We start from the raw sequence: 25,387 nt of genomic DNA on the forward strand, positions 1-25,387 counted from the left end.
AAAATAGCCTCCGCTGTTAAGCGGGGGCTATTTTGTATTGTTTTATTTATTTGCATTTAAAATTTTATAGTTTTTATGATTTACAATTGTTCGGTCAAATTCAAAAGTACCACCGCTTACATCTGTAACTTCAACTAAGACCGATTCAGTGTATAGTTTTAGTACAGATGCTGTGATCTTTAAGTTATTTCGTTGAAATAGTATAGTATCGCCTACGTTTGCTTTCATAGTACCTCCTTATAAAAGTCAGAAATGTTTGTTTATTATATATATTAAACCACGTATAGATATATTAGTGAATGTTTAGTTTTATTTATCAATAAAATATTTGTTGTTTAATAAAAATTAAAGTGCAACATTATGTAAATGAATTATATATTTTCTGTTTTTATGTAGAAAATTGTAAAAAACGTTGTAATTTTGTATGTTCCGTTAGAAAAACAAGATATACGGAAGTGGAAGTGGTGGGATTTTTGATTACAAGCATTGTAACGAGAAGCCAGATTACAAGACTATTAAATGATTTGTATTAAGAAATATAGACGCAACATGTTATAAAGCTGGGGAGTTAAAAAGAATATGGTGTTTTTTTGTTTATATAGGATAATCAAAATTTTGAAGTCCAGCCATGGTGTAACAGGGCGCATAACTTTGTATAAAAGAGGATATGAAAACACACATAAGTCGTATTGATGTAAAACATTATAAAAACTACTACGTATTTAACAAGTAGTTTTTTGTATTTCACCCTTCGTTTTCTGTAACTGATTCCATATTTTTGACGCTCCATCTTGTAAGTGCTTACATAAGCGAAAACATCCTATACAATGAAGTTGTTAAGTCGAATGAGGTGGCGAAAATAAAAATAAAAAAAGCATATTTAGCGAATAGCATTGAAATAGAAAGAGGAGGAGAGATGGTATGAAAAAATCATCGGTTAATCCATGGCTTGTTGTCCTTGGAACAGTCATAGTACAAATGGGGCTTGGTACGATATATACATGGAGTTTATTCAATCAGCCCTTAGTGAGTAAATACGGTTGGAGTCTTAACGCTGTTGCTATAACTTTCTCAATTACTAGCCTGTCTTTAGCGTTTTCAACTTTGTTTGCGAGTAAATTGCAAGAAAAATGGGGACTTCGTAAACTTATTATGATAGCTGGACTAGCATTAGGAATTGGATTAATACTTAGTTCACAAGCTTCCTCATTAATATTGCTTTATGTACTAGCAGGGGTTGTTGTAGGTTATGCAGATGGTACAGCATATATCACTTCATTATCCAATTTAATAAAGTGGTTTCCAAAGCGTAAAGGTTTAATTGCTGGTATTTCTGTCTCTGCATATGGTTCAGGTAGCTTAATTTTTAAATATATTAACGCACAGTTAATTGAATCAGTTGGTGTATCACAAGCGTTTATATACTGGGGTTTAATTGTTACAGCTATGATTGTCCTTGGCGCTTGTTTAATCCATCAAGCTGCAGATCAAGGAGCAGTTCATGAAACAAAAACTCAGGAATATACAACGAAAGAAATGTTAGGCACAAAACAAGTATACTTATTATTTATTATGTTATTTACATCATGTATGAGTGGCTTATACTTAATTGGTATGGTAAAAGACATTGGTGTTCAACTTGTAGGGCTTAGCGCAGCGACAGCAGCTAATGCGGTGGCTATGGTTGCAATCTTCAATACATTAGGTCGTATTATTTTAGGGCCGTTATCAGATAAAATCGGCCGTTTAAAAATCGTTACTGGTACATTTGTTGTTATGGCAGCTTCAGTCTTGGTTTTAAGTTTCGTAGATTTAAATTATGGTATCTACTTCGTATGTGTAGCAAGTGTAGCGTTTTGCTTTGGTGGAAATATCACTATTTTCCCAGCTATCGTTGGTGATTTCTACGGTATGAAAAACCATAGTAAGAACTACGGAATTGTGTATCAAGGATTTGGATTTGGAGCGCTCGCTGGTTCCTTTATCGGTGCAGTTCTAGGTGGATTCAAACCAACTTTCATGGTGATCGGCGTATTATGTGTCGTATCATTTATTATCGCACTTTTAATCCAAGTGCCTAAGCAGAAAAAAGAAAAAGAAGAAGAGTATCGCAGTGTAGCGTAAGTATATAAATCTTCTTTAACACTATGTTTACTAAAAAGCACCCTATTTAATAGGGTGCTTTTTTATGAATTACAACATGTGGAATTTTCTAGAGGCAAAAAAATGAGTAAAGTATCCGTTTGGATTATATTGGAATATCATAAATTGATATATTATATTCGAAATACTTATTAAATCTTAAATTATAAACACGACATGCATCGGTAATTGCAAGATATACTTTCTTGATATTTTCAGAAAAATGTTGAGAAAATATATACTTGAGTTTTTGGTAAGGCTTTGTAAATGAAGGTATCTACAGTTTATCTTCTTCAATTTTAAAAAGAGGAGTACGAATTAAATTTTTTAATGTAAGTACTTATTAATGCTTTTAGATGTAATTGTATTGAGAAGTACTAAAATATTTTATCTGAAAAATAAAAATAGGTTGACAAGTTTATTGAGAAAGATTATCATTTCGATGTAAGAATATTAAATGAAAAACATTATCAATGAATAATATTTTGATGAAAAGTACACTTGACCAATTAGTTTAGTAAGTGTATTATTTTTTACATTGATAGTGATAATCGTTATCATTATCGCTGTTTGTTTAATTAGATTAATTTTCAAATGAAAGGATAGAGGAAATGAACTTAGGGGAATTTGATGGAAAAACGGTTTTAGTAACAGGTGCAGCTCAAGGTATAGGCAGTGTTGTTGCCAAAATGTTTTTAGAAAGAGGAGCTACAGTTATTGCGGTTGATCAAAATGAAGAGGGGTTAAACGTACTCTTAAATGAAAATGAATTAAATGAAACACGTATGAAAATATTTCATTTAGATGTGAGTGATAGTACCGCTGTTGAAGATATGGTAAACGGTATTGAAAATGATATAGCACCAATAGATATATTAATAAATGTTGCAGGGGTATTACGTATGGGACCAATTCACTCTTTAAGTGATGAAGATTGGAATAAAACCTTCTCTGTAAATTCTACAGGAGTTTTCTATATGTCTCGAGCAGTAAGTAAACATATGATGCAAAGAAAGTCAGGGGCAATTGTTACAGTTGGTTCAAATGCGGCAAATACTCCGAGAATGGAAATGGCTGCGTACGCTGCATCAAAAGCCGCAACGACAATGTTTATGAAGTGTTTAGGGTTAGAGCTTGCAGCATACAATATTCGCTGCAACTTAGTTTCTCCTGGTTCTACTGAAACTGAAATGCAAAGATTACTATGGGCTGATGAGAATGGAGCTGAAAATATAATTGCTGGTTCTCAAAATACATATAGACTCGGTATTCCGTTACAAAAAATTGCACAACCTTCAGAAATTGCTGAAGCAGTATTGTTTTTAGCTTCTGATAAAGCGAGTCATATTACAATGCACAATTTATGTGTCGATGGCGGAGCTACATTAGGAGTTTAATAAAAAATTCAGGAGGTTATTATACTATGAATGAACTTACAGCCGTAAAGGAACTGTCAGAAAAACTTTTAGAAGATTATAAGACAGAATCTTCATTCTTTTTTGCTTCACCAACTCGAACAATATTAGCAGAAGGAGAGTTTACTACAGTAAAACATCGTGAAATTGAAAGCTTTCCAGAACTTGTACAAGCGGTATTAAGTAATGCAAAACAAGCCGGAAATCCGAATCCTATCGTTGTTGGTGCTTTGCCCTTTGATCGTAGAAAAGAAGTTCAACTTATCGTACCAGAACATAGTAGAATTACTGAGCGTTTACAGTTAGAGACGACAAATGAGATAAAACGAAATGAGAAACTGACATTTGAAATGACACCGGTTCCAGCTCCTGAAGTTTATATGGATGGTGTGAAGCAAGGAATAGCAAAAATTCAGGACGGAGATTTAAGAAAAATCGTTCTATCTAGATCATTGGATGTTAAGTCTTCCGAGAAAATTGATCAACAAAAACTACTTCGTGAATTAGCGGAACATAATAAGCACGGCTACACATTTGCTGTTAATTTGCCGAAAGATGAAAACGAGTACAGTAAGACGTTAATTGGAGCAAGTCCTGAATTACTTGTTTCACGTCATGGTATGCAAGTAATTTCTAATCCGTTGGCTGGCTCAAGACCACGAAGTGAGGATCCAGTAGAAGATAAAAGAAGGGCAGAAGAATTACTTTCTTCTCCAAAAGATTTACATGAACATGCGGTAGTAGTTGAAGCGGTTGCCGCTGCGCTTCGCCCTTACTGTCATATATTACATGTTCCAGAAAAACCCTCAGTTATTCATAGTGAAGCAATGTGGCATTTGTCTACGGAAGTGAAAGGTGAACTAAAGGACCCAGATACGTCTTCTTTAGAATTAGCAATTGCTCTTCATCCTACGCCAGCAGTTTGCGGAACTCCAATGGAAGAAGCGAGAGAGGCTATTCAAAAAATTGAGCCATTTGACCGTGAATTCTTTACAGGAATGTTAGGGTGGAGCGATTTAGATGGAGATGGCGAATGGATTGTTACAATTCGTTGTGCTGAAGTGCAAGAGAATACACTTCGCTTATATGCAGGTGCTGGAGTTGTTGCTGAATCAAAGCCAGAAGATGAGTTAGCAGAAACATCTGCTAAGTTCCAAACAATGTTGAAGGCTTTAGGGTTAAGAGATAATGCGCTGAATGAAAAATAGGGGGAAGAAAGAATGTTAATAGGTTATACGGAATGGCCAAAAGAATTTGCCAATCGCTATCGAGAAGAAGGGTGTTGGCTTGGAGAAACATTTGGTTCGATGTTAAAAGAACGCGCTGAAAAATATGGGGATCAAATTGCGGTTGTAAGTAGTAATACGCATATAACGTATAGTGAACTTGATAAAAAGGTAGATCGCTTAGCTTCAGGTTTACTGAATTTAGGAATAAAGAAAGAGGACCGAGTTGTAATCCAGTTGCCTAATATTATAGAGTTTTTCGAAATATGCTTTGCGCTATTTCGCATTGGAGCACTTCCTGTTTTTGCACTACCTTCTCATCGCAGTAGTGAAATTAGTTATTTTTGCGAGTTCGGTGAGGCGAGTGCTTACATTATTTCAGATAAGGCTCTCGGCTTTGATTACCGAAAACTAGCAAGAGAAGTGAAAGAGAAAGTTCCCGCTTTACAACATGTAATCGTAGTGGGGGAAGAAGAAGAATTCGTGAACATAACTGATCTTTATATGGATCCGATTCCGTTACCAGAAGTTCAGCCAAGTGATGTTGCGTTTCTCCAATTATCAGGAGGGACGACAGGACTTTCTAAATTAATTCCTAGAACACATGATGACTATATTTATAGTTTACGTGTTAGCGCTGACATTTGTAATTTAAATGCAGAAAGTGTCTATATGGCAGTTCTTCCAGTAGCACACAATTACCCGATGAGTTCTCCAGGGACATTTGGAACTTTTTATGCGGGTGGAAAAGTAGTATTGGCAACTGGAGGTAGTCCAGATGAGGCATTTGCTCTTATAGAAAAAGAAAAAGTTACGATTACAGCGCTCGTTCCACCATTAGCAATGATTTGGCTTGATGCAGCATCTTCCCGTAACAACGATTTATCGAGCCTGCAAGTTATTCAAGTAGGAGGTGCGAAATTTAGTGCCGAAGTTGCGAAGCGTATTCGCCCTACATTTGGATGTACGTTACAGCAAGTGTTCGGTATGGCAGAAGGGTTAGTAAATTACACAAGATTAAATGATCCTGAAGAAATCATTATTCATACGCAAGGTAGACCGATGTCTACATTCGATGAAGTAAGGGTTGTTGATGAAAATGATAACGATGTAAAACCCGGTGAAGTAGGAAGTTTATTAACAAGAGGGCCATATACAATTCGTGGTTATTATAAAGCGGAAGAGCATAATGCACGATCATTTACAAAGGATGGATTTTATCGTACAGGAGATCTTGTGAAAGTAAATGAACAAGGTTACATCATTGTAGAAGGAAGAGATAAAGATCAAATTAATCGTGGCGGTGAGAAGGTTGCTGCGGAAGAGGTTGAAAATCATCTATTAGCACATGATGCAGTACATGATGTAGCAATTGTATCTATGCCTGACGATTATTTAGGAGAACGCACTTGCGCTTTTGTTATCGCTCGTGGACAAGTCCTAACTGCAAACGAATTAAAAATGTTCTTAAGAGAACGTGGTATAGCAGCTTATAAGATTCCAGATCGAATTGAATTTATTGAATCATTCCCACAAACAGGTGTTGGAAAAGTAAGCAAAAAAGAATTACGTAAAGTCATTGCTGAAAAACTTATTACAGTAAAACAATAATAAAAATCGGAAGGAAGTGATTAGATGGCTATCCCATCTATTTCAGTATATAAAATGCCAATTGAATCAGAACTACCAAAAAATAAAGTGAATTGGACGCCAGATCCGAAACGTGCGGTTCTTCTAATCCATGACATGCAAGAATATTTTCTTGATGCATATAGCGATAAAGAATCGCCAAAAGTAGAACTAATTTCAAATATTAAGGTGATAAGAGAAAGATGCAAGGAACTTGGTATACCAGTTGTTTATACAGCACAACCTGGTGGACAAACGTTAGAACAACGAGGGTTATTACAAGACTTTTGGGGTGACGGTATTCCTGCTGGACCAGATAAAAAGAAAATTGTCGATGAGCTTACTCCAGATGAGGATGATATATTCCTAACCAAATGGAGATATAGTGCATTTAAAAAGACGAATCTATTAGAAATTTTAAATGAGCAGGGAAGAGATCAACTTATTATTTGCGGTATTTATGCGCATATTGGCTGCCTTTTAACAGCTTGTGAAGCATTTATGGATGGTATAGAGCCATTTTTTGTAGCAGATGCAGTTGCTGATTTTTCGCTAGAGCATCATAAACAAGCATTGCAGTATGCATCAAATAGATGTGCAGTAACGACATCAACAAACTTACTATTAAAAGATTTACAAAGTGTAAAAAGCGATGAGAGTGAAGGAATCACTTTACAGAAAGTACATGAACTAGTTGCACAACTACTCCGTGAGCCAGTAGAGAGTATTGAAGTTGATGAAGACTTATTAAATAGAGGACTTGATTCGGTCAGAATTATGAGTTTAGTAGAGAAGTGGCGCCGCGAAGGGAAAGAAATCACTTTTGCAGATTTAGCAGAACGTCCAACTGTTGATGATTGGTACCGTTTACTATCTTCACAAGCAGCACAAGTGCTGTAACAAATAGACTACATAATAAAGGGGTAGTAAAGAATGCCTAATAGTCAAAAGATTCGTCATTCGTTATCATCTGCGCAGTCTGGTATGTGGTTTGCGCAACAATTAGATCCGCTTAATCCGATTTATAATACTGGGGAATATATAGAAATAAACGGAAATATTAATCAAGAAATTTTCGAGTTAGCTGTATGTAAAGTTATAACAGAAGCAGAAGCACTTCATGTTCGTTTCGAAGAGGATGAAATTGGCCCATGGCAAGTTATTGAGGAATCGTCAACGTTTCATATGCATTTTATTGACGTTCGTAAAGAAGAAAATCCTGAAGAAGCTGCTAAAGTATGGATGAAAAATGATTTATCTGTACCGATAGATTTAAAAGAAGATAAATTATTTACTGAAGCACTTATTCAAGTTGAAAATAATCGTTTCTTTTGGTATCAGCGCATCCATCACATTGTGATGGATGGCTATGGATTTTCACTTCTTAGCCAAAAGGTAGCGAATGAGTATACATCACTTATAGAAGAAACAAATAAGAATGAAAAGCCATTTGGTTCTCTTGCAAAAATTGTACAAGAAGATAATGAGTATCGTGAATCTAAACAAATTCAGGAAGATCGTACTTTTTGGCTAGAAAAGTTTGCAGATGAACCGGAAGTTATAAGTTTAGCAGAACGAGCGCCGAGAACATCAAATGGATTTTTACGAGAAACTGCTTATCTATCAAATGCTAGTACGAAAACTTTACTAGAAGATATTAATATTTCGTTAACGAGTTGGCCCGAATTTGTTGTAGCTGTAACAAGTATTTATATGCATAAATTAACAGGTGCAAATGATATTGTTTTAGGTTTACCGATGATGGGGCGTCTTGGTTCTGTATCTATTCATACACCTAGCATGGTAATGAATTTAGTTCCACTTCGTCTAAAGTTAACTCCAAATATAACTTTTGCAGAATTAATACAGCAAGTTTCTAAAGAAATTCGAGACGTACGTCGTCATCATAAATATCGTCATGAGGAATTAAGAAGAGACTTAAAGTTACTAGGTGAAAATCAAAGGTTGTTTGGGCCGTTAGTGAATGTTATGCCTTTTGATTACGGGCTTATCTTTGCTGGAAATCGTGGTATTACACATAATTTATCAGCAGGACCTGTCGATGACTTATCGATTAATGTATATAAGCGCTTCGATGAAAATGAGTTAATGATTCATTTTGATGCGAATCCGGAAGTATATAACGGCGCGGAACTAGCATTGCATAAAGAAAGATTTATGAATCTATTAGAATTAGTGATAAATAATTATCATAAAGACGAGCCGATTGGAAAAATAAACATTACTCTTCCTGAAGAAAATCATAAAGTTTTATTGGAATGGAATGAAACGAAGAAAGCTGAAGAGCTAATTAATCTACCTATATTATTTGAAAAACAAGTACAAAAAAATCCAAATAAAATAGCAGTTACTTGTAACGGGATAAAACTTACGTATAAAGAGCTAAATGAACGAGCGAATGAACTAGCACACTATTTATTAGAAGAAGGAATACGACCAAATCAGTTTGTTGCCTTAGCATTTCCAAGATCAATAGAAATGGTAGTTAGTATGCTAGCAGTTCTAAAGGCTGGTGCAGCGTATTTACCGATAGATCCAGAATACCCAGCCGAGCGAATTCATTATATAGTAAATGATGCAAATCCAGTTTGTATCATAACACATTCATCTGTTTCATCTACTTTAGTTATAGAAAATGATATTAAAAAAATCATATTAGATAGCGAAGAAACGAAAATAGCGTTAAAAACATATTCTCATATGAATCTACCATTTAAAAATGATGAATCACTTTTAAACCAAGCTTATACAATTTACACTTCAGGATCAACCGGAAATCCAAAGGGTGTAATTGTTACTATGAAAGGTTTAAGTAACTTCTTATTAGCTATGAAAGATATGTTTTCATTAAATGAAAACGATCATTTATTAGCAGTTACAACGTTTGCGTTTGATATTTCTGCTCTAGAAATTTATTTACCTCTTATTAGTGGTGCAAGTTTAACAATTGCACAAAAAGAAGTAATCCAAGAGCCTTCTGCGTTAACGACATTGTTACAAGAAGAAAGAGCGACAATTATGCAAGCTACACCGACGCTCTGGCAGGCGTTAATAACTGAATATCCAGAGAGGTTACAAAGGCTAAACGTACTCGTTGGCGGTGAAGCTCTTCCGGCACATTTAGCAAATAAATTAAAAGAATTAGGTTGCTCTATAACTAACTTATATGGACCAACTGAAACGACTATTTGGTCTACTTTCATGAACATTGATGACAGTGAAAATGGTATCCCTCCTATTGGAAGACCAATTTGGAATACAGAAGTGTACGTTTTGGATGCAGGGTTACAGCCTGTTCCACCTGGAGTTATCGGTGAATTATATATTGCAGGAGAAGGACTTGCGAACGGATATTTAGGAAAACCAGCGTTAACGGCTGAACGGTTTGTTGCAAACCCTTATGGAAAAGATGGAGCACGTATGTACCGCACAGGTGATCTTGTGAAATGGCGTAAGGATGGTGTGTTAGAGTACATTAGTCGCGCAGATCATCAAATTAAAATTCGCGGTTTCCGAATTGAATTAGCTGAAATTGAAACGGTATTACAACGACATGAAAATATACAACAAGCAGTGGTAATGGTACGAGAAGATCGTCCAAATGATAAACGAATCATTGCGTATATCTTTGCCGAAGAGAAGGAACCAATTAATCTTTCGGAAATTCGTTCTTATGTTTCAGAAAGTTTAGCGAATTATATGGTGCCATCGGCATTTGTTGTGCTAGAAGAATTACCATTAACACCAAATAGTAAGGTTGATAGAAAGAAATTACCTGCTCCTGATTTTAATGGAATGAACAATGAGAGAGTTGCTAGAAATCCGAAAGAAGAAATATTATGTGATTTATTTGCTGAAGTACTTGGTGTTTCGCGAATTAGTATAGATGATAATTTCTTTGAAATGGGTGGCCATTCGCTTCTTGCATCTCGTTTAATGGCAAGAATTCGTGAAACGTTAAGTGTAGAATTAGGAATCGGAAAGCTATTTGAATCACCAACTGTTGCTGAATTAGCGAACCAGTTGGATCGTGCAAAAAGCGCAAGGCCAGCTATTAAGAAAGTAAGTAGGCCAAATGAAGTTCCACTTTCATTTGCACAGCGCAGGTTATGGTTCTTAAATTGTTTAGAAGGTCCAAGTCCTACTTATAATATTCCGTTAGTCATTCGTATGTCTGGAAAATTGAATGAGGAAGCACTGCAAGGTGCCTTTTATGATGTAGTTGAGAAACATGAAACACTTAGAACGATTTTCCCGAATTCACTTGGCAGTTCATATCAAAGAATTCTAGAAATGGATAAATTGAATTTAAAAATGATTATAACAAATACATGTAAGGATGAATTAGAAAGTACACTGTCTGAAGCTGTAAGATATAGCTTTAATCTTGATATCGAACCAGCAATTCGTTTGCAACTTTTTAAAGTGAGTGAAAACGAACATGTTTTACTAATTCTTTTGCATCATATTGTAGGAGATGGATGGTCATTACAAGCGTTAACGAGAGACTTTACAGCGGCTTATAAAGCACGATGTCAAGGTGATAGTGTTCAACTAGAAACCCTTCCAGTTCAATACGCAGATTATTCACTATGGCAACAACAGCTATTAGGTGATGAAACAAAACCAGACAGTATTATTTCAACACAATTAGATTTTTGGAAAGAAGAGTTAAAAGGTTTACCAGATCAAATGGAGTTACCTACAGATTACCAGCGCCCAATTGAAACTAGTTATCGCGGGGAAACAATTCATTTTCATTTAGATGAAGGTATGCATAGTAGGTTAGTGGAGCTCGCTCGTAAAAATGGAGTTAGTTTGTTTATGGTGTTGCAAGCAGGACTAAGTGCCTTATTTACAAGATTAGGTGCTGGAACTGATATACCATTAGGTAGTCCGATTGCTGGAAGAAACGACGATGTACTCACGGATATAGTTGGTTTATTTGTAAATACATTAGTGTTACGCACAAATACATCAGGAGATCCAAGTTTTAAAGAATTATTAAATAGAGTGAAACAGGTAAACCTTGCAGCTTATGAAAATCAAGATGTTCCATTTGAACGACTTGTTGAAGTGTTAAACCCAGTACGAACTCGAAATAGTCATCCGCTGTTTCAAGTTATGTTAGCTTTCCAAAATACGCCAGAAGCAACGTTTAATGTACCGGATTTAGAAGCGAGCCTTGAAATTCAAAGTGTTGGTTCTGCAAAATTTGATTTAACATTTGAAATTAGCGAGAGTAACAGAGTTGATGGTACTCCAAACGGCTTACACGGATTGTTAGAGTTTAGTACCGATTTATATAAACGTGAAACGGTTCAAAAACTAATAGAACGATTCATTCTATTATTAGATGATGCAGAGAAACATCCGGATCAATCAATTGGTAGATTAGAAATATTAACTTTAGCAGAGCGAAATACAGTTTTAGAAAAGTGGAATGGTGGTTTTCAAATTGTACCTGAAATGACATTGCCACAATTATTTGAAAAGCAGGCTCATGTAAATCAAAATTCTATTGCTGTCGTCTTTGAAGATGAAAAGCTAACTTATGAAGAGTTAAATAGAAAAGCGAATAAAATAGCTCGTTTGTTAATAGCGAAAGGAATCGGTCCTGATCAACTTGTTGCTTTAGCGATGCCGAGATCTTTAAATATGGTTGTAAGCTTACTTGCTGTTCTTAAAGCTGGTGCGGGATACCTTCCGTTAGATCCAGATTATCCGTCAGATCGTATCTCATTTATGCTAGACGATGCGAAACCATCATGTGTTTTAACAAATTCAGATGTGGAAATTGAATGTGATGAGGCACTAAAGATTTTAGTTGATGATGTGAACGTAATAGAAGAAATTGAGAAATATAGTGAAGACAATATAGATGAAATGGAGCGCATGAAGCCGTTATCTCCTTCACATATTGCTTATGTTATTTATACGTCAGGATCAACAGGTAGACCGAAAGGCGTTATGATACCTCATCAAAATGTAGTAAGACTTTTAGGAGCAACTGATCATTGGTTCCAATTTGACGCAGACGATGTGTGGACGATGTTCCATTCATACGCTTTTGATTTCTCGGTTTGGGAAATTTGGGGGCCTTTATTATATGGAGGGCGTTTAGTTGTAGTACCACATACTGTAAGTCGCTCGCCGAAAGAATTTTTACAGCTTCTTGTTAAGGAAAAGGTTACTGTTTTAAACCAAACTCCATCAGCGTTCTATCAATTGATGCAAGCAGATCGTGAAAATGAAGAGGTTGGTCAAAAATTATCTTTACGATATGTTGTTTTTGGCGGAGAAGCACTTGAACTAAGTCGATTAGAAGATTGGTATAGTCGTCATCCTTATAACGCACCGAGGCTTATTAATATGTACGGAATAACGGAGACGACGGTACATGTTAGTTATATTGAATTAGATGAAAGTATCGTATCTTTACGAGCAAATAGTTTAATCGGGTGCAGTATACCGGATCTTAAAGTATACGTATTAGATAACTATTTACAACCGATGCCACCTGGAGTAGTTGGAGAAATATATGTTGCAGGTGCAGGGCTCGCTCGTGGATATTTAGGAAGAGCAGGATTAACTGCTGAACGTTTTATCGCAGATCCATTTGGTAAGCCAGGTACAAGAATGTATCGTACAGGAGACCTAGCGCGCTGGCGTCAAGATGGGACGTTAGATTATATAGGACGTGCAGATCATCAAATTAAAATTCGTGGATTCCGAATTGAATTAGGGGAAATAGAAGCGGTAATAATGAAACATCCTAAAGTTGAACAAGTAGCTGTTATTGTACGGGAAGATCAACCAGGGGATAAACGATTAGTTTCTTATATCGTCGCATCAAATAATGAAACGGTCGATACGAATGAAATGCGTCAGTATGTTGGAGGTAGTTTGCCAGATTATATGGTTCCATACGCTTTTGTAGTAGTAAATGAGTTACCTTTAACCCCAAACGGTAAATTAGATAGAAAGGCATTGCCAGCTCCAGAATTTATTGCATCATCTTCTAGCCGCGGACCGAGAACACCGCAAGAAGAAATGTTATGTGACTTGTTTACAGAAGTTTTAAGTGTGTCTCAAATTGGAATTGATGATGGATTCTTTGATCTTGGTGGTCATTCACTTCTTGCAGTGCAGCTGATGAGTCGCATTAAAGAGGCACTTGGAGTTGAACTAAATATCGGAACTTTATTTGCAGCACCTACTGTTGCAGGGCTTGCTGAAAGACTTGAAATGGGGAATGGTCAAAGTGCACTTGATGTGTTGCTTCCATTACGAGCAAGCGGAGATCAATTACCACTATTTTGTGTACATCCAGCAGGTGGATTAAGTTGGTGCTATGCAGGACTTATGAAATCTTTAGGAACAGATTATCCAATCTATGGTGTACAAGCACGTGGTATCGCTGAAAATGAAGAACTTCCAAAAAGCTTAGAGGAGATGGCGGCGGATTATTTAAAACACGTTCGTGAAATACAGCCTCACGGACCATATCGTTTACTCGGATGGTCGCTTGGAGGAAATGTTGTTCATGCTATGGCGGCGCAACTTCAAAATGAAGGGGAAGAAGTAGAATTACTCGTTATGCTTGATTCGTATCCTGGTCACTTCTTACCGAATACGGAAGCACCTACTGAAGAAGAAGCGTTAATCGCATTACTTGCTTTAGGTGGATATGATCCAGATAACATGGATGGTAAACCACTTACTATGGAAAGTGCGGTTGCAATACTTCGCAAAGATGGAAGTGCATTAGCAAGTCTTGAGGAAGAGACTATTTTAAACTTGAAAGAAACATATGTAAATTCAGTAGGGTTGTTAGGGAAATATGTGCCAAAAGTTTATAACGGGGATATTTTATTCTTTAGATCTACTGTTATACCAGACTGGTTTGATCCTATTTCTCCAAATACGTGGCTAAATTATTTAGACGGGGAAATCGTGCAGCATGACATTGATTGTAGACATAAAGATTTATGTCAGCCAGGTCCACTTACAGAAATTGGACAAGTGCTAGCGAAATATTTGCAGAATAAGAAAGGGGTAAGTAAAGTATGACGAATCCATTTGAAAATGATAATTACACATATAAAGTATTAATGAATGAGGAGGGCCAGTATTCTCTCTGGCCTGCCTTTCTCGATGTACCAATTGGATGGAATGTCGTACATGAAGAAGCTAGCAGACAAGTTTGCTTAGAATACGTTGAAGTTAACTGGAATGATTTAGAGCCGAAAAAAAATCAAATTAGCGAAAAAATATTAGTAGGAAAACAATAATGAAAGTAAAAATAAATCCAAAAGTAGTTGTAAGCATCGTTTATATAACAGCGATGTTTATGGCTGCGATGGATGCAACGATTGTGAATGTAGCACTGCAAACGATAAGCAAAGAACTGCAAGTGCCCCCATCTGCAATGGGGACTGTAAATGTTGGGTATTTAGTTAGCTTAGCTATTTTCCTTCCGATTTCTGGTTGGTTAGGAGATCGCTTTGGTACGAAAAAAGTATTTTTAACTGCCCTTTTCGTTTTTACAATTGCATCTGCACTATGTGGAATTGCTAATGATATTACTTCATTAAACATTTTTCGTATCATTCAAGGTGCTGGTGGCGGACTTTTAACACCAGTCGGGATGGCGATGTTATTCCGAACATTTTCACCAGAGGAAAGACCAAAAATTTCTCGATTTATTGTACTTCCAATTGCTGTAGCACCAGCGATCGGACCAATTATTGGTGGTTTATTTGTAGATCAAATGTCTTGGCGCTGGGCATTTTATATTAATCTGCCGTTTGGCATCATTGCGTTGCTATTTGGACTTCTATTTTTAGCAGAGCATATTGAAAAATCGGCTGGTCGTTTTGATTCTCTCGGTTTTGTTCTTTCAGCACCAGGTTTTGCGATGCTCATCTATGCACTCAGTCAAGGCCCGTCAAAAGGTTGGGTTTCTCCAGAAATAATTAGTATTGGGATAGCTGGGATTGTATTAATTACATTGTTTATTATTGTAGAACTTAAAGTAAAGCAACCGATGTTAGATTTACACTTATTAAAAGAACCGGTCTTTAGAAAAATGAGTCTTATTTCGTTGTTTTCATCAGCTGGTTTACTAGGAATGTTATTTATTTTTCCGCTTATGTATCAAAATGTAATAGGAGTTTCCGCGCTGGAATCGGGTCTTACTACATTCCCAGAGGCGATTGGATTAATGATTTCTTCGCAGATTGTACCATGGTCATATAAGAAATTAGGAGCTCGAAAGGTAATCTCTATTGGATTAGTAAGTACGGCGGTTATCTTTATTTTATTAAGTTTTGTAAATCATGATACGAATCCATGGCAAATTCGGGCACTATTGTTTGGCATTGGTATTTTCTTAGGTCAATCTGTCGGTGCGGTTCAATTTTCTGCTTTTAACAATATTGCACCACCTTCTATGGGGAGAGCAACTACTATATTCAATGTGCAAAACCGATTAGGATCTGCAATAGGAGTTGCTGTTTTAGCTAGTATACTATCTGGTTTTGGAAGTAATAACGTACAGAATAATGTACAGTCAGATTTTTTACCATATCAAGCAGCATTAATTGGATCAGCAATATTTTTACTCATAGCATTACTATTTTCTTTACGTATTTCTGATAAAGAGGTAATGTCAAAGAAGAATAAAAAGCCGTTATCTGTATTACAAAAAGAGAAAGAAGTTGTAAATGAATGAGTTGCAGCATGCTAATACTCTTTTGAAATAAAGTAATATTGGCATTTAAAAGGAGAGAGTTTACATGATAGAGAGTAAAGTTGTAGATTCTGTACCAACTCTTAATGAGAATAGTTGTCAAATATGGTGGGCAAGAATTTCAGATTTACAATCATGGCATTACAATTTACTAAATGATGTAGAGCGAGAGAAAGCAAATTCATATCATCATTCGGCAGACCGTGCGCGTTTTATAATAGGGTGTGTAATTAGTAGATTAGTACTTGGAAAGGTACTTTCTATGTCACCAGTTCAAGTGCCAATTGATCGAATGTGCCCAGTATGTAAATTACAACATGGCAGACCACAGTTACCAGAAGGTATGCCGCAAATATCAGTCTCACATTCGGGTGAGTGGGTTGTTGTTGCATTTACTAAATCTGCACCTGTGGGTGTTGATGTTGAGCAAATGAATCCAAATGTAGATGTTATGAAAATGGCAGAGGGCGTATTAACAGACATTGAAATAGCACAAGTTATGAAGTTACCTGATGAGCAGCGACTAGAAGGGTTTTTAACATATTGGACTCGAAAAGAAGCAGTGCTGAAAGCGACAGGTGAAGGACTATTGATCCCACCAGTAGAAATTACAGTATCAGCTCCAAATGACCCTCCAAAATTGTTGATTTTTAAAGATAGACAAGAGTTAGCAGAAAATACAATGATGGAAGATGTAAGACCTAGTTTAGATTATATGGCTTCCATTGCAATATTTAGTAAAGAAGTAACTGAAATTATGCAGTTAGACGCGGGATTGCTATTAAATCATCGTTAATTTTTAATAAAATTTCTTATAGAAGAGGTGTTCCTCATGTTAGTAGCGGAAAATAGAAAAACTGAATTAACTTATAATGTACAGGCAATTAAAGATATGTTGTTTTCTAGAAATACGTCATCTATTCTAGCTTTAGAAAAACTTGTAAAAGATACAGTTCAATTTGATGTACTTGAACAGGAAGCGCTCGATAGACAATACATTCCGAAAGAAGCAAAGAATTTCTTTGATAAAAACGGAACATTTCTTTATCGCGTATCTAATGTTAGTTATAAAGGTAAGGTGTTATCTGAAAATCTAATTTTTGCAGACACTTCGTTTTTATCGGATACAATAAAGAGTGAATTAGAGAGTGGAAATATTCCTGTTGAAAACCTTATAGAAAAGATGGAAGTAAGAAGAAATGTATTATATGAAGGATATCAGCCATCTGGAAATATTATCGAATTGTTTGATGGATGTTCTGTTGCGGCGAATGTTTATCCAACTAGAAAATATCAAATTGTAAGTAACTGCAAATGTGTATTTTATATTTGTGAAGTGTATCATGCAGAGAATATAAAGGAACTGCTTAAATAAGAACTAAACAATAAACAAGAAACCAGCCTATAAAATGGCTGGTTTCTTGTTTATTTAACAGCTTCTTTTAATTCTTTTCCTGCTTTAAATGCTGGAACTTTACCAGCAGCAATCTGAATTTCTTCTCCAGTTTGCGGATTACGCCCTGTACGAGCAGATCTTTCACGCACTTCAAAAGTTCCAAAGCCGATTAGTTGCACTTTATCGCCAGATTGTAATGCATTAGCAATTGTGTCAAATACGGATTGTACAGCTGCAGAAGCATCTTTTTGAGAAATATCAGCTGATTGTGCTACATTTTTAACTAATTCTGTTTTGTTCATGTTTTCACCTCATAAAAAATTTTTTAGAATGAATGTTTTAGTATAATGGTTAGTAAAGATAAAGCTAACTTTGTGATTAGAAAGAATGCTGTATATTTATGTTAATTTCGTTGAAAGAAACTGAATCCCTGCTAATATTTAGGGATTAATTAAGAATTGATGCATACAACAAGCTGTAATATGAGGATGAGGGGGAATATACGGATGATTTTTCGTGAAAAGAATGAGAAAGAAAGTATATTAATTCGTCAACATGATCATGGTTTTTTAGCTGGTGAAATTGCAAGACATATAATAGAAGATTTTTTTGAAGATAAAATATACTTAAAAGAGACAATTGATGCTATATATGAGCATGATAGAGGATGGATAGAGCTTGATAAAGTACCAATTTTGAATGATACTAAAAATATTCCATATACATTTATGGATTGTCCAAGTTCATTACGCTTTGTTTTTTATACGATTGGTTTGAATGCAGTTGAAGAGTCAAATCCATACGGGGCGCTACTTTGTAGTAAGCACTTTTTATCATTTTCATTAAAGGAGGAAGATGAAGAGATGATGTCTTTTTATAAAAATGAATTGGAACGACAAAAAAGAATTTTGAAAACGTTAACAAAAGAACAATATGCGATGTTTGATAAACATTATAGATTATTAAAGTTTTGTGATGAACTTTCTTTATATGTATGTATGAATAAACCTGGTGTAAAAAAGAAAGATGAAATTGATTTATTTAAAGAGGGTTTTGAAGGAACAGAAATGTTTAATAGTAAGGGGGAGAAGCCTATTCAAGCTGAATGGGTGGATGAAGAAACAATTCAAATTACATCGTTTCCATTTAAAACGGAATTTTATACATATGTAAAATATAAAACTATAAATAAACATGAAGTTAAAGAAAAAGGGATTGTAAAAGCTGATAGAGAAGCGGAAATGAAGAAGCAAAACATTCGTTTCATACAATAAGGAGGAGATTTAGATTGAAAGATTACATGTTAAAACAGTTTGATTACCATGCTTGGGCTAATACACGATTATTCAACCGACTAAAAGAGTTACCAAACTATGAGACAATTTTTAATGAACAGATACAGAGTGTATTCCCATCAATTAAGGATACTTTTGTACATATTTATATTACAGATCAAGTGTGGTTACACATATTGCATGGTAAAAGTATGAGTGAAGTAATACAAGACCGAGAAAAATTACGAAAACAAATCGAAACTAAATCGTTACATGAATTAGAAAAAATGTTTGAAAACATGGCAAATCAATATAAAGAATTTTTAAGTAGAATACAAGACGTAAATACTGTATTTGTTATTGAGAACCCATATGCAGGTGCATTAGACACTTCCATTTTAGAGTTAGTGCAACACGTCGTAAATCATGGGACATATCATAGAGGGAATATAACAGCAATGATCCGTCAACTTGGTTATTCATCTACAATGATGGATTTTGTACTTTATTTACATATGGTTCAGGAGGGAAAGGAATTGAAATAGAGAAAAAAGGAATGGCTTATTATAAATGAGCCATTCCTTTTTTTAGTGATTAACTTGCCTGTTTTTTATGACTTTCTTTCAATTTCTCTGCTTGTAAAAAGCGATTCGTTTCAGCGACAACAATACCACTTAATCCGATTAGACCAATTAAGTTTGGAATCGCCATAAGTCCATTTGCAATATCGGCAAATGTCCATACGACACCTAGCTTTAAATTAGCACCTATTGCAATCATAACGATAAAGATTGCTTTATAATATCGTACAGCACCTTGTCCGAATAAATAAGCTACACACTTCTCTCCGTAATACGACCAACCTAAAATAGTAGAGTAGGCGAATAATATAATGGCGATACCGAGAATCATACTACCAGCAGTACCGAATACGGATTGGAATGCTAATGTTGTAGCTTCAACACCAGTTTTACCTGATTTCCATGCGCCTGTAGTAATTAATACTAGCCCCGTAATTGTACATACAATAAATGTATCTAGAAAAGTACCAGTCATAGAAACTAAAGCTTGTTTTGCAGGTGAATCTGTTTTGGCAGCAGCCGCAGCAATAGGAGCACTCCCTAAACCAGCCTCGTTAGCAAATACACCACGTGCCATTCCTATTTGAATTGCAGATGCAACTGTTGCTCCGATAAAACCACCAGCGGCTGCAGTACCTTGAAATGCACCAGAAAAAATAAGTGAAAATGCTTCTGGAATTTGATCAAAGTGATAGAAAATAATAATAAGGCCAGCGATTATATAAAAGAATGCTTTAATAGGAACGATATATCCAGTAACTCTACCAATCTTTTTTACACCGCCCAAAATAACGATAGCGATTAAGAATGACATGAGTATACCAGTTAATGCAGGAGGAAAAGAAAAATTGATTCGCATTGCCTCTGCAACTGAATTAGATTGAACCATATTACCGATACCGAAAGAAGCAGCTGTGCCGAATATAGCGAATAAAACAGCCAGCCATTTTTTCCCTAAACCACGTTCTAAATAATACATTGGTCCACCGGAGTATTCACCATTTTCATTACTAACACGGTATTTCACCGCAAGGATTGCTTCGGCATACTTTGTTGCCATTCCAAATAAAGCAGTAATCCACATCCAAAAGATTGCGCCGGGTCCACCGATTGTCACAGCAGTTGCGACACCTGCTATATTTCCCATACCAATCGTTGCAGCCATAGCTGTCATCAGTGCTTGGAAGTGACTAATATCTCCAGAAGATGATGTATCCTCTGATTTTTTAAAAGCTAGCTTGTGAGCGTATATTAGTTTACTAAACTGTAAACCTTTTAAGCGCACTGTGAGAATGATACCAGTTCCAACGAGTAGCAACAAAGTTGGTAACCCCCACACATACTGATTAATTTGTTCTAATACTTTACTTACTGTCTCCATCTGTATTCTCCTTTTTTAGAAAAAATAAAAACCACTTCAAGGAAATGAAATGGTCTCTGGAGAAACAAGGGATAGAAAAATAAACCGATACAAATCGGCATTTTCTTTCGCTTGTCTCTGTCCTTTTACCTGAGAGATTATCCGCTAGATTAGCGGATTTGCTCCTTCGGTGCTCGTTTTCCTCCGCGCTATATTAAGCGAGAGGGAGTCTCTCCAGAGATTCGTCCCCATGCAGTTCTACTTGTAAACAAGACCTGAGAGTTTCAAAGTTGGTTCAGCAACTTTTTGCCCCGTCGGTAGATCAATAGACCTTCTCCTGAATGGTTCATCCGAATTATAAAATTAAAAACTTAAACGCATTGATTCTGTATAGAATCAATAAAAACATTATAGATATACAATTAATGAAATGCAATCATTTTTTATTTTGAAATAGTAAATAAACTTATTTTTTTGGTATTCCTAATTTATCTTCTATTTTATGATCTCAGGAGAGATTACTTATTATATATTCGAAAAATGAATGGTGATAAAAGAGATAGGACGTAACAATGTAGGATTATTTATGTCTTACTTTCAAATTTTCAATTCTGAATTATTTGAATTATAATTGTTGTATGTGTGGAATAAACCAATATTTTATAGGGAAATGAGTTGATAAATTGCCAAGAATAAAAAAAATAGGGCGTTTTTGTCCTGTGGATGATGAAGGATTTATTATAAACGATGCACATTTTAATAAAATTCAGCCTTTGTTTTTGGAGGTAATACAAGAAATAAAGGATACTTGTTGTCAATTTTTGCGGGATGATTTGCACAGTGTTTATATAAGGGGTTCTATTCCAAGAGGGATTGGGATAGAAGGGGTTGCAGATGTAGATATGATTATATTAGTTCGAAAGAATCCTCAAGTAATTGACTTAAGCTGGAGAAAGGAGCTAGAAGTCCAAATTACACAGCAGTTTAATTGTATATCAGGAGTGGAGTTAAGTTTTTATAGTGAAAAAGAAGTAATAAACTCAGAGGATTTTTCTTTTATAGGATTTATGATTCAGACACATAGTGTATGTATATTAGGTGAAGACGTAAAATTATATTTACCTAAATATAAAGTAAGTCAGGAGATAGTGTATGAACATCTCATTCATTTGCGGAAACAAATTGAACAAACACACGAAGAGTTAATTCATAATAAGGACGTAGATGATATAGAGGATTGTTGTCGTTGGATCATGAAGATTGTAGTCAGGGCAGGTCTAGCATTAACAATTGATAGAGAAGGGCTGTATTCCAGGGACTTATATCCAGCATATGAGTTATTTAGTAAGCATTTTCCCGAACAAGAAAAAAATATGAGGAAAGCACTACAATATGTAATTGAACCGATAAAAGATATAGAAGAAATCTTATCATTTTTAGATACGTTTGGTGATTGGTTGATAGAAAAAGCAGAGGATTCTTTGAAAAATATACAAATTTAATAAACTATAATTTCATTATGTAAACAGATTGTATTGAAGAATAGAAGAGAGGAGAGATATTGGGATTTTTACATTGTGGATGTATTCTCGCAAGGCAAGTATTCAGGTAATCAACTTGCGTTATTTATGGAAAATTAGGGATTTTATAGTTAGGGAATCAATGATCTTAATGTCCGTGATTTTGCAGATTATTATGGAATCACAGAGGATATGGCAACAGGAAGCTCAAATGGATGTTTAGCGGCGTATCTTATAAAATATCGTTATCTTGGAACGGAAAAGATAAATATGCATGTTGAACAAGGGGATGAGATAAATCGCCATTCTCTAATACACATACAAGCAGAGGTGATTGAGAGTAAAATTAATGTTTGCGTTGGTGGAAAAATAGAAAGTATTGCAAGTGGGAAATGAACCGTATCATAAGGGGGATTAGAAATGCTATTAAAAACAATATTTTGCAAGGTGGAAGAAGAGAAAAGGGAATTGTTTTCTGATGCGCAAGAAAAATGGCGTGATTTACAGTATTTAGACGGATTCTATGGACAATTTGGTGGGTGGAATGAAGGGGAAGCGTGTGTATATACTTTATGGGAAGATAGAAATGCATATCAATCATTCATGAATGATGCTCATGATACAATTTTTTTAAATAGTAATCAAGAAGGCACATATATTTCCTGTAATATTGAAATGTTTCAAACGTTGTATGATATAACAGAAACTCCTTTGAAAGACGTAACTGCACAAGGGTCATTTGTACGAGTTGCAATTTGCGATGTGAAAGAAGGAAAAGAAAAGTATTTTTTACATACGCAAGAAACAATTTGGAATAAAGGAATGGAAAATGCAAAAGGAATGTTAGGTGGAGTTGTTGGGAAGTCTTTAAAGACTGAAAATCGTTACATAGTATTAACGTATTGGCAAGATGAAATAGCACACGAACTCTATATGAAAGAAATTTTCCCAGAGTTATATCAGTCAGCAAATGTAAATGAGTATGTTGAAAATATAAATGGGAAGAGAGTTATTCGGAAGGAAGAATGGTCTGTTGCCGCTTCTAAATAAAGTTAGAACTTATTAAAGTAGCTAGTTTCGAAAAATTCAATACAGAACATTAGTCCTTGTGCAATTACTTTGTACAAGAATAAGAGGGGAGATATTTAAATGAGTAGAGTTTTAAGATTTGAATTGCAAGTCCCAAACCCTGAAGAAGCTATTCAATTTTATACAAGTAGTTTTGGATGGAAGTTTGAAAAAATGCCTGGGCCACATGACTATTGGTTCATAATTACAGGTGAGAGTGATAGACCTGGTATCGATGGTGGATTAATGAAATCACCTGATGGTGCTACTAGGACAACTAATTCGATTGAAGTACCTTCAGTTGATGAGTACATAAATAAAGTTATTGAAAATGGTGGACAAGTAGTTGTACCTAAAACTGCTATTCCTAATATGGGTTACTTTGCTTATTGTATAGATAATCAAGGGCTTCTTTTTGGAGTATGTGAAGAAAATAGTGAAGCGTAAAAAATTAGGGGAGTTCGAGATTATTTTGTTTGTTGGACGATGTTTTCTATCAAAGATTATAATTATTGAACACTTTTGTATAAAAACTAGTATTCGTTTAGTTGAAGAAGGATCCATTTTGATTATTTTCAAAAGGGTTATTTTTTATTTTTCACATATTGTGAGTTATTTAGGCATGATTAATCAAACTTATATCGGTATATTATCTATGAAAAAAGTAAATAAATGATGTTATATTCAAGGGTTAATCTATTGACTGCTAAACAGTTTGAGGTGAAAAGGAAAAGAGGACCAATTATTTTCGTGTAAACATGTAATTAAGTGAAGACGTCATATACCCTTTCATGTTAATATATTTAAGTTATAATAGGAGGCTTACCCTTTTGTATTGTACGGTAGAAGCAGTGTGAGCTTGAAATTTTTTATGAAAAGGATGTGCCTAACTTGCGTATCAATAAATTTATTAGTGAAGCTGGAAAAGCGTCTCGACGTGGAGCAGATAAGTTAATTAACGAGAGAAAAGTAATTATTAACGGTAAGGTTGCAAAAATTGGTGACCAAGTAAATCCAGGTGATGACGTACGAGTAAATGGAGAGCAACTTCGTATTGCTCGAGACCATGTGTATATCGCTTTAAATAAACCAGTAGGTATTACATGTACAAGTGAAAAAGCCGTAAAAGGTAACATTATCGATTTAGTGAATCATCCTTTACGAATTAATCACATTGGACGTCTCGACAAAGACTCAGACGGTTTAATTTTGTTAACGAATGATGGCGATATTGTTAATGAGATTTTACGTGCTGAAAACAAACATGAGAAAGAATATATCGTTTCAGTAGATAAGCCGATTACACCGGAGTTTTTAGAGAAAATGGCAGCAGGTGTTAAAATTTTAGATACAAAAACACTTCCTTGTGAAGTAACACAGTTATCAAAATATGAGTTCCAAATTATTTTAACACAGGGGCTAAATCGTCAAATTCGCCGTATGTGTGAAGCTTTGGGTTATCAAGTATACACGTTAAAACGTACGAGAATTATGAATATTGAGTTGAATAATTTACCAGTCGGACAGTGGAGAGATTTATCGAAAAAAGAGAAAAAACGCCTATTTTCAGACTTAAATTACGAACCACAAGATTGGTAAAAAAGAGAAGGGAGACCAAAAAATGTTTTTGGTTTCTTTTTTTTGAATAAAAAATATATTTTTAACACTTGTAAAAATAAAATGAATAGGATATATTAAATAACAATAAATGTAATTGTTACAAAAGCAAAGAAAAGGACACGAGTTATTTTAAACGGTTATACAGAGAAGGAAGGAAAGCTGAGAACTTCCTAACGCAGTAAAATAACTTACCACCTTAGAGCTGCACTGGGGAAATCAAGTATCTAGTGCCGTGTAAGCGACGTTACCCGCAAAAGAAGCCATTATGTTTTTTGTGATGGGAATCTGGGTGGAACCACGAATATAAGCATATTCGTCCCTATTTACTAGGGATGAATATGCTTTTTTATATTTTATTTCATAATAAGCGAAGAAAAGGAC

Annotated in this window: 20 protein-coding genes, 1 riboswitch and 2 other annotated features (1 of these 23 only partly in view); of the genes, 17 read left to right on the top strand and 3 right to left on the bottom strand. The window is 35.1% G+C overall.

The features are described from left to right. Positions 1–42 precede the first annotated feature (42 nt). Positions 43–228, bottom strand: coding sequence for a YkvS family protein (locus QCI77_RS11695; protein WP_002012762.1), 186 nt, complete (start codon positions 226–228; stop codon positions 43–45). Between the two features lie 693 nt (positions 229–921). Here QCI77_RS11695 and QCI77_RS11700 point away from each other — a divergent pair. The 10 genes from QCI77_RS11700 (at position 922) to QCI77_RS11745 (ending at position 17,562) form a co-directional block, all read left to right on the top strand. Then, positions 922–2,124 (top strand): L-lactate MFS transporter, encoded by a 1,203-nt coding sequence (locus QCI77_RS11700; RefSeq protein ID WP_002085734.1) that lies wholly within the window; start codon positions 922–924, stop codon positions 2,122–2,124. Positions 2,125–2,753: 629 nt separating this feature from the next. Further along, positions 2,754–3,539, top strand: a complete 786-nt coding sequence (gene dhbA, locus QCI77_RS11705; protein WP_002141680.1) for a 2,3-dihydro-2,3-dihydroxybenzoate dehydrogenase — start codon at positions 2,754–2,756, stop codon at positions 3,537–3,539. A gap of 26 nt (positions 3,540–3,565) precedes the next feature. Then, positions 3,566–4,765, top strand: a complete 1,200-nt coding sequence (dhbC, locus tag QCI77_RS11710; RefSeq protein WP_088032895.1) for an isochorismate synthase DhbC — start codon at positions 3,566–3,568, stop codon at positions 4,763–4,765. 12 nt (positions 4,766–4,777) lie between these two features. Then, entirely contained in the window at positions 4,778–6,394 is a 1,617-nt protein-coding gene (locus QCI77_RS11715) for a (2,3-dihydroxybenzoyl)adenylate synthase (protein ID WP_353824941.1), read from the top strand. Positions 6,395–6,418: 24 nt separating this feature from the next. Further along, positions 6,419–7,312: an isochorismatase family protein gene (locus tag QCI77_RS11720; protein ID WP_002012770.1), complete on the top strand. Its 894-nt coding sequence runs from the start codon at positions 6,419–6,421 to the stop codon at positions 7,310–7,312. 33 nt (positions 7,313–7,345) lie between these two features. Then, complete coding sequence (locus QCI77_RS11725; protein ID WP_353824942.1) at positions 7,346–14,506, top strand: amino acid adenylation domain-containing protein; 7,161 nt, start codon at positions 7,346–7,348, stop codon at positions 14,504–14,506. Further along, positions 14,503–14,727, top strand: coding sequence for an MbtH family protein (locus tag QCI77_RS11730; RefSeq protein ID WP_000184075.1), 225 nt, complete (start codon positions 14,503–14,505; stop codon positions 14,725–14,727). Before QCI77_RS11725 ends, QCI77_RS11730 begins: the two co-directional genes overlap by 4 nt. Then, complete coding sequence (locus QCI77_RS11735; protein WP_113768915.1) at positions 14,727–16,169, top strand: MDR family MFS transporter; 1,443 nt, start codon at positions 14,727–14,729, stop codon at positions 16,167–16,169. Before QCI77_RS11730 ends, QCI77_RS11735 begins: the two co-directional genes overlap by 1 nt. Before the next feature lie 64 nt (positions 16,170–16,233). Further along, positions 16,234–16,983, top strand: coding sequence for a 4'-phosphopantetheinyl transferase Sfp (gene sfp / locus QCI77_RS11740; RefSeq protein ID WP_002141687.1), 750 nt, complete (start codon positions 16,234–16,236; stop codon positions 16,981–16,983). A gap of 36 nt (positions 16,984–17,019) precedes the next feature. After that, complete coding sequence (locus QCI77_RS11745; protein WP_113768916.1) at positions 17,020–17,562, top strand: cold-shock protein; 543 nt, start codon at positions 17,020–17,022, stop codon at positions 17,560–17,562. Between the two features lie 50 nt (positions 17,563–17,612). Here the strand turns inward: QCI77_RS11745 and QCI77_RS11750 are convergent, their stop codons facing one another. Continuing rightward, a complete protein-coding gene (locus QCI77_RS11750; RefSeq protein ID WP_002012780.1) occupies positions 17,613–17,885 on the bottom strand; it encodes an HU family DNA-binding protein in 273 nt (90 codons plus the stop codon). Positions 17,886–18,089: 204 nt separating this feature from the next. Between QCI77_RS11750 and QCI77_RS11755 the strand changes: the two genes are divergently transcribed. Then, a complete protein-coding gene (locus QCI77_RS11755) occupies positions 18,090–18,857 on the top strand; it encodes a DUF3891 family protein (protein ID WP_113768917.1) in 768 nt (255 codons plus the stop codon). A gap of 14 nt (positions 18,858–18,871) precedes the next feature. Further along, on the top strand, positions 18,872–19,402 hold the full coding sequence (locus QCI77_RS11760; RefSeq protein WP_002085719.1) for a DinB family protein: 531 nt from the start codon (positions 18,872–18,874) through the stop codon (positions 19,400–19,402). A 49-nt stretch (positions 19,403–19,451) separates the two neighbouring features. On the opposite strand, the gene QCI77_RS11765 is transcribed toward QCI77_RS11760, so the two are convergent. Beyond that, positions 19,452–20,819, bottom strand: a complete 1,368-nt coding sequence (locus QCI77_RS11765; protein ID WP_002012784.1) for an alanine/glycine:cation symporter family protein — start codon at positions 20,817–20,819, stop codon at positions 19,452–19,454. A gap of 107 nt (positions 20,820–20,926) precedes the next feature. Then, positions 20,927–21,046, bottom strand: a riboswitch (glycine riboswitch). Positions 21,047–21,481: 435 nt separating this feature from the next. Here QCI77_RS11765 and QCI77_RS11770 point away from each other — a divergent pair. The 5 genes from QCI77_RS11770 to QCI77_RS11795 all read left to right on the top strand — a co-directional run bounded on the left by QCI77_RS11770 (position 21,482) and on the right by QCI77_RS11795 (position 24,985). Continuing rightward, positions 21,482–22,300 (top strand): nucleotidyltransferase, encoded by an 819-nt coding sequence (locus QCI77_RS11770; protein WP_113768918.1) that lies wholly within the window; start codon positions 21,482–21,484, stop codon positions 22,298–22,300. 156 nt (positions 22,301–22,456) lie between these two features. Continuing rightward, positions 22,457–22,714 (top strand): PhzF family phenazine biosynthesis protein, encoded by a 258-nt coding sequence (locus QCI77_RS11775; RefSeq protein WP_113768919.1) that lies wholly within the window; start codon positions 22,457–22,459, stop codon positions 22,712–22,714. Between the two features lie 24 nt (positions 22,715–22,738). Beyond that, positions 22,739–23,368, top strand: a complete 630-nt coding sequence (locus tag QCI77_RS11780; RefSeq protein ID WP_002127296.1) for a YdbC family protein — start codon at positions 22,739–22,741, stop codon at positions 23,366–23,368. A gap of 99 nt (positions 23,369–23,467) precedes the next feature. Then, positions 23,468–23,833, top strand: coding sequence for a VOC family protein (locus QCI77_RS11785; RefSeq protein ID WP_113768920.1), 366 nt, complete (start codon positions 23,468–23,470; stop codon positions 23,831–23,833). A 444-nt stretch (positions 23,834–24,277) separates the two neighbouring features. Beyond that, complete coding sequence (locus tag QCI77_RS11795; RefSeq protein ID WP_002085707.1) at positions 24,278–24,985, top strand: pseudouridine synthase; 708 nt, start codon at positions 24,278–24,280, stop codon at positions 24,983–24,985. A gap of 120 nt (positions 24,986–25,105) precedes the next feature. Continuing rightward, positions 25,106–25,330: a binding site (T-box leader), on the top strand. A 37-nt stretch (positions 25,331–25,367) separates the two neighbouring features. Next, positions 25,368–25,387, top strand: a binding site (T-box leader) (it continues 203 nt past the right edge of the window).

The organism is Bacillus cereus group sp. MG9 (assembly GCF_040459995.1).
Lineage (GTDB): Bacteria > Bacillota > Bacilli > Bacillales > Bacillaceae_G > Bacillus_A > Bacillus_A mycoides.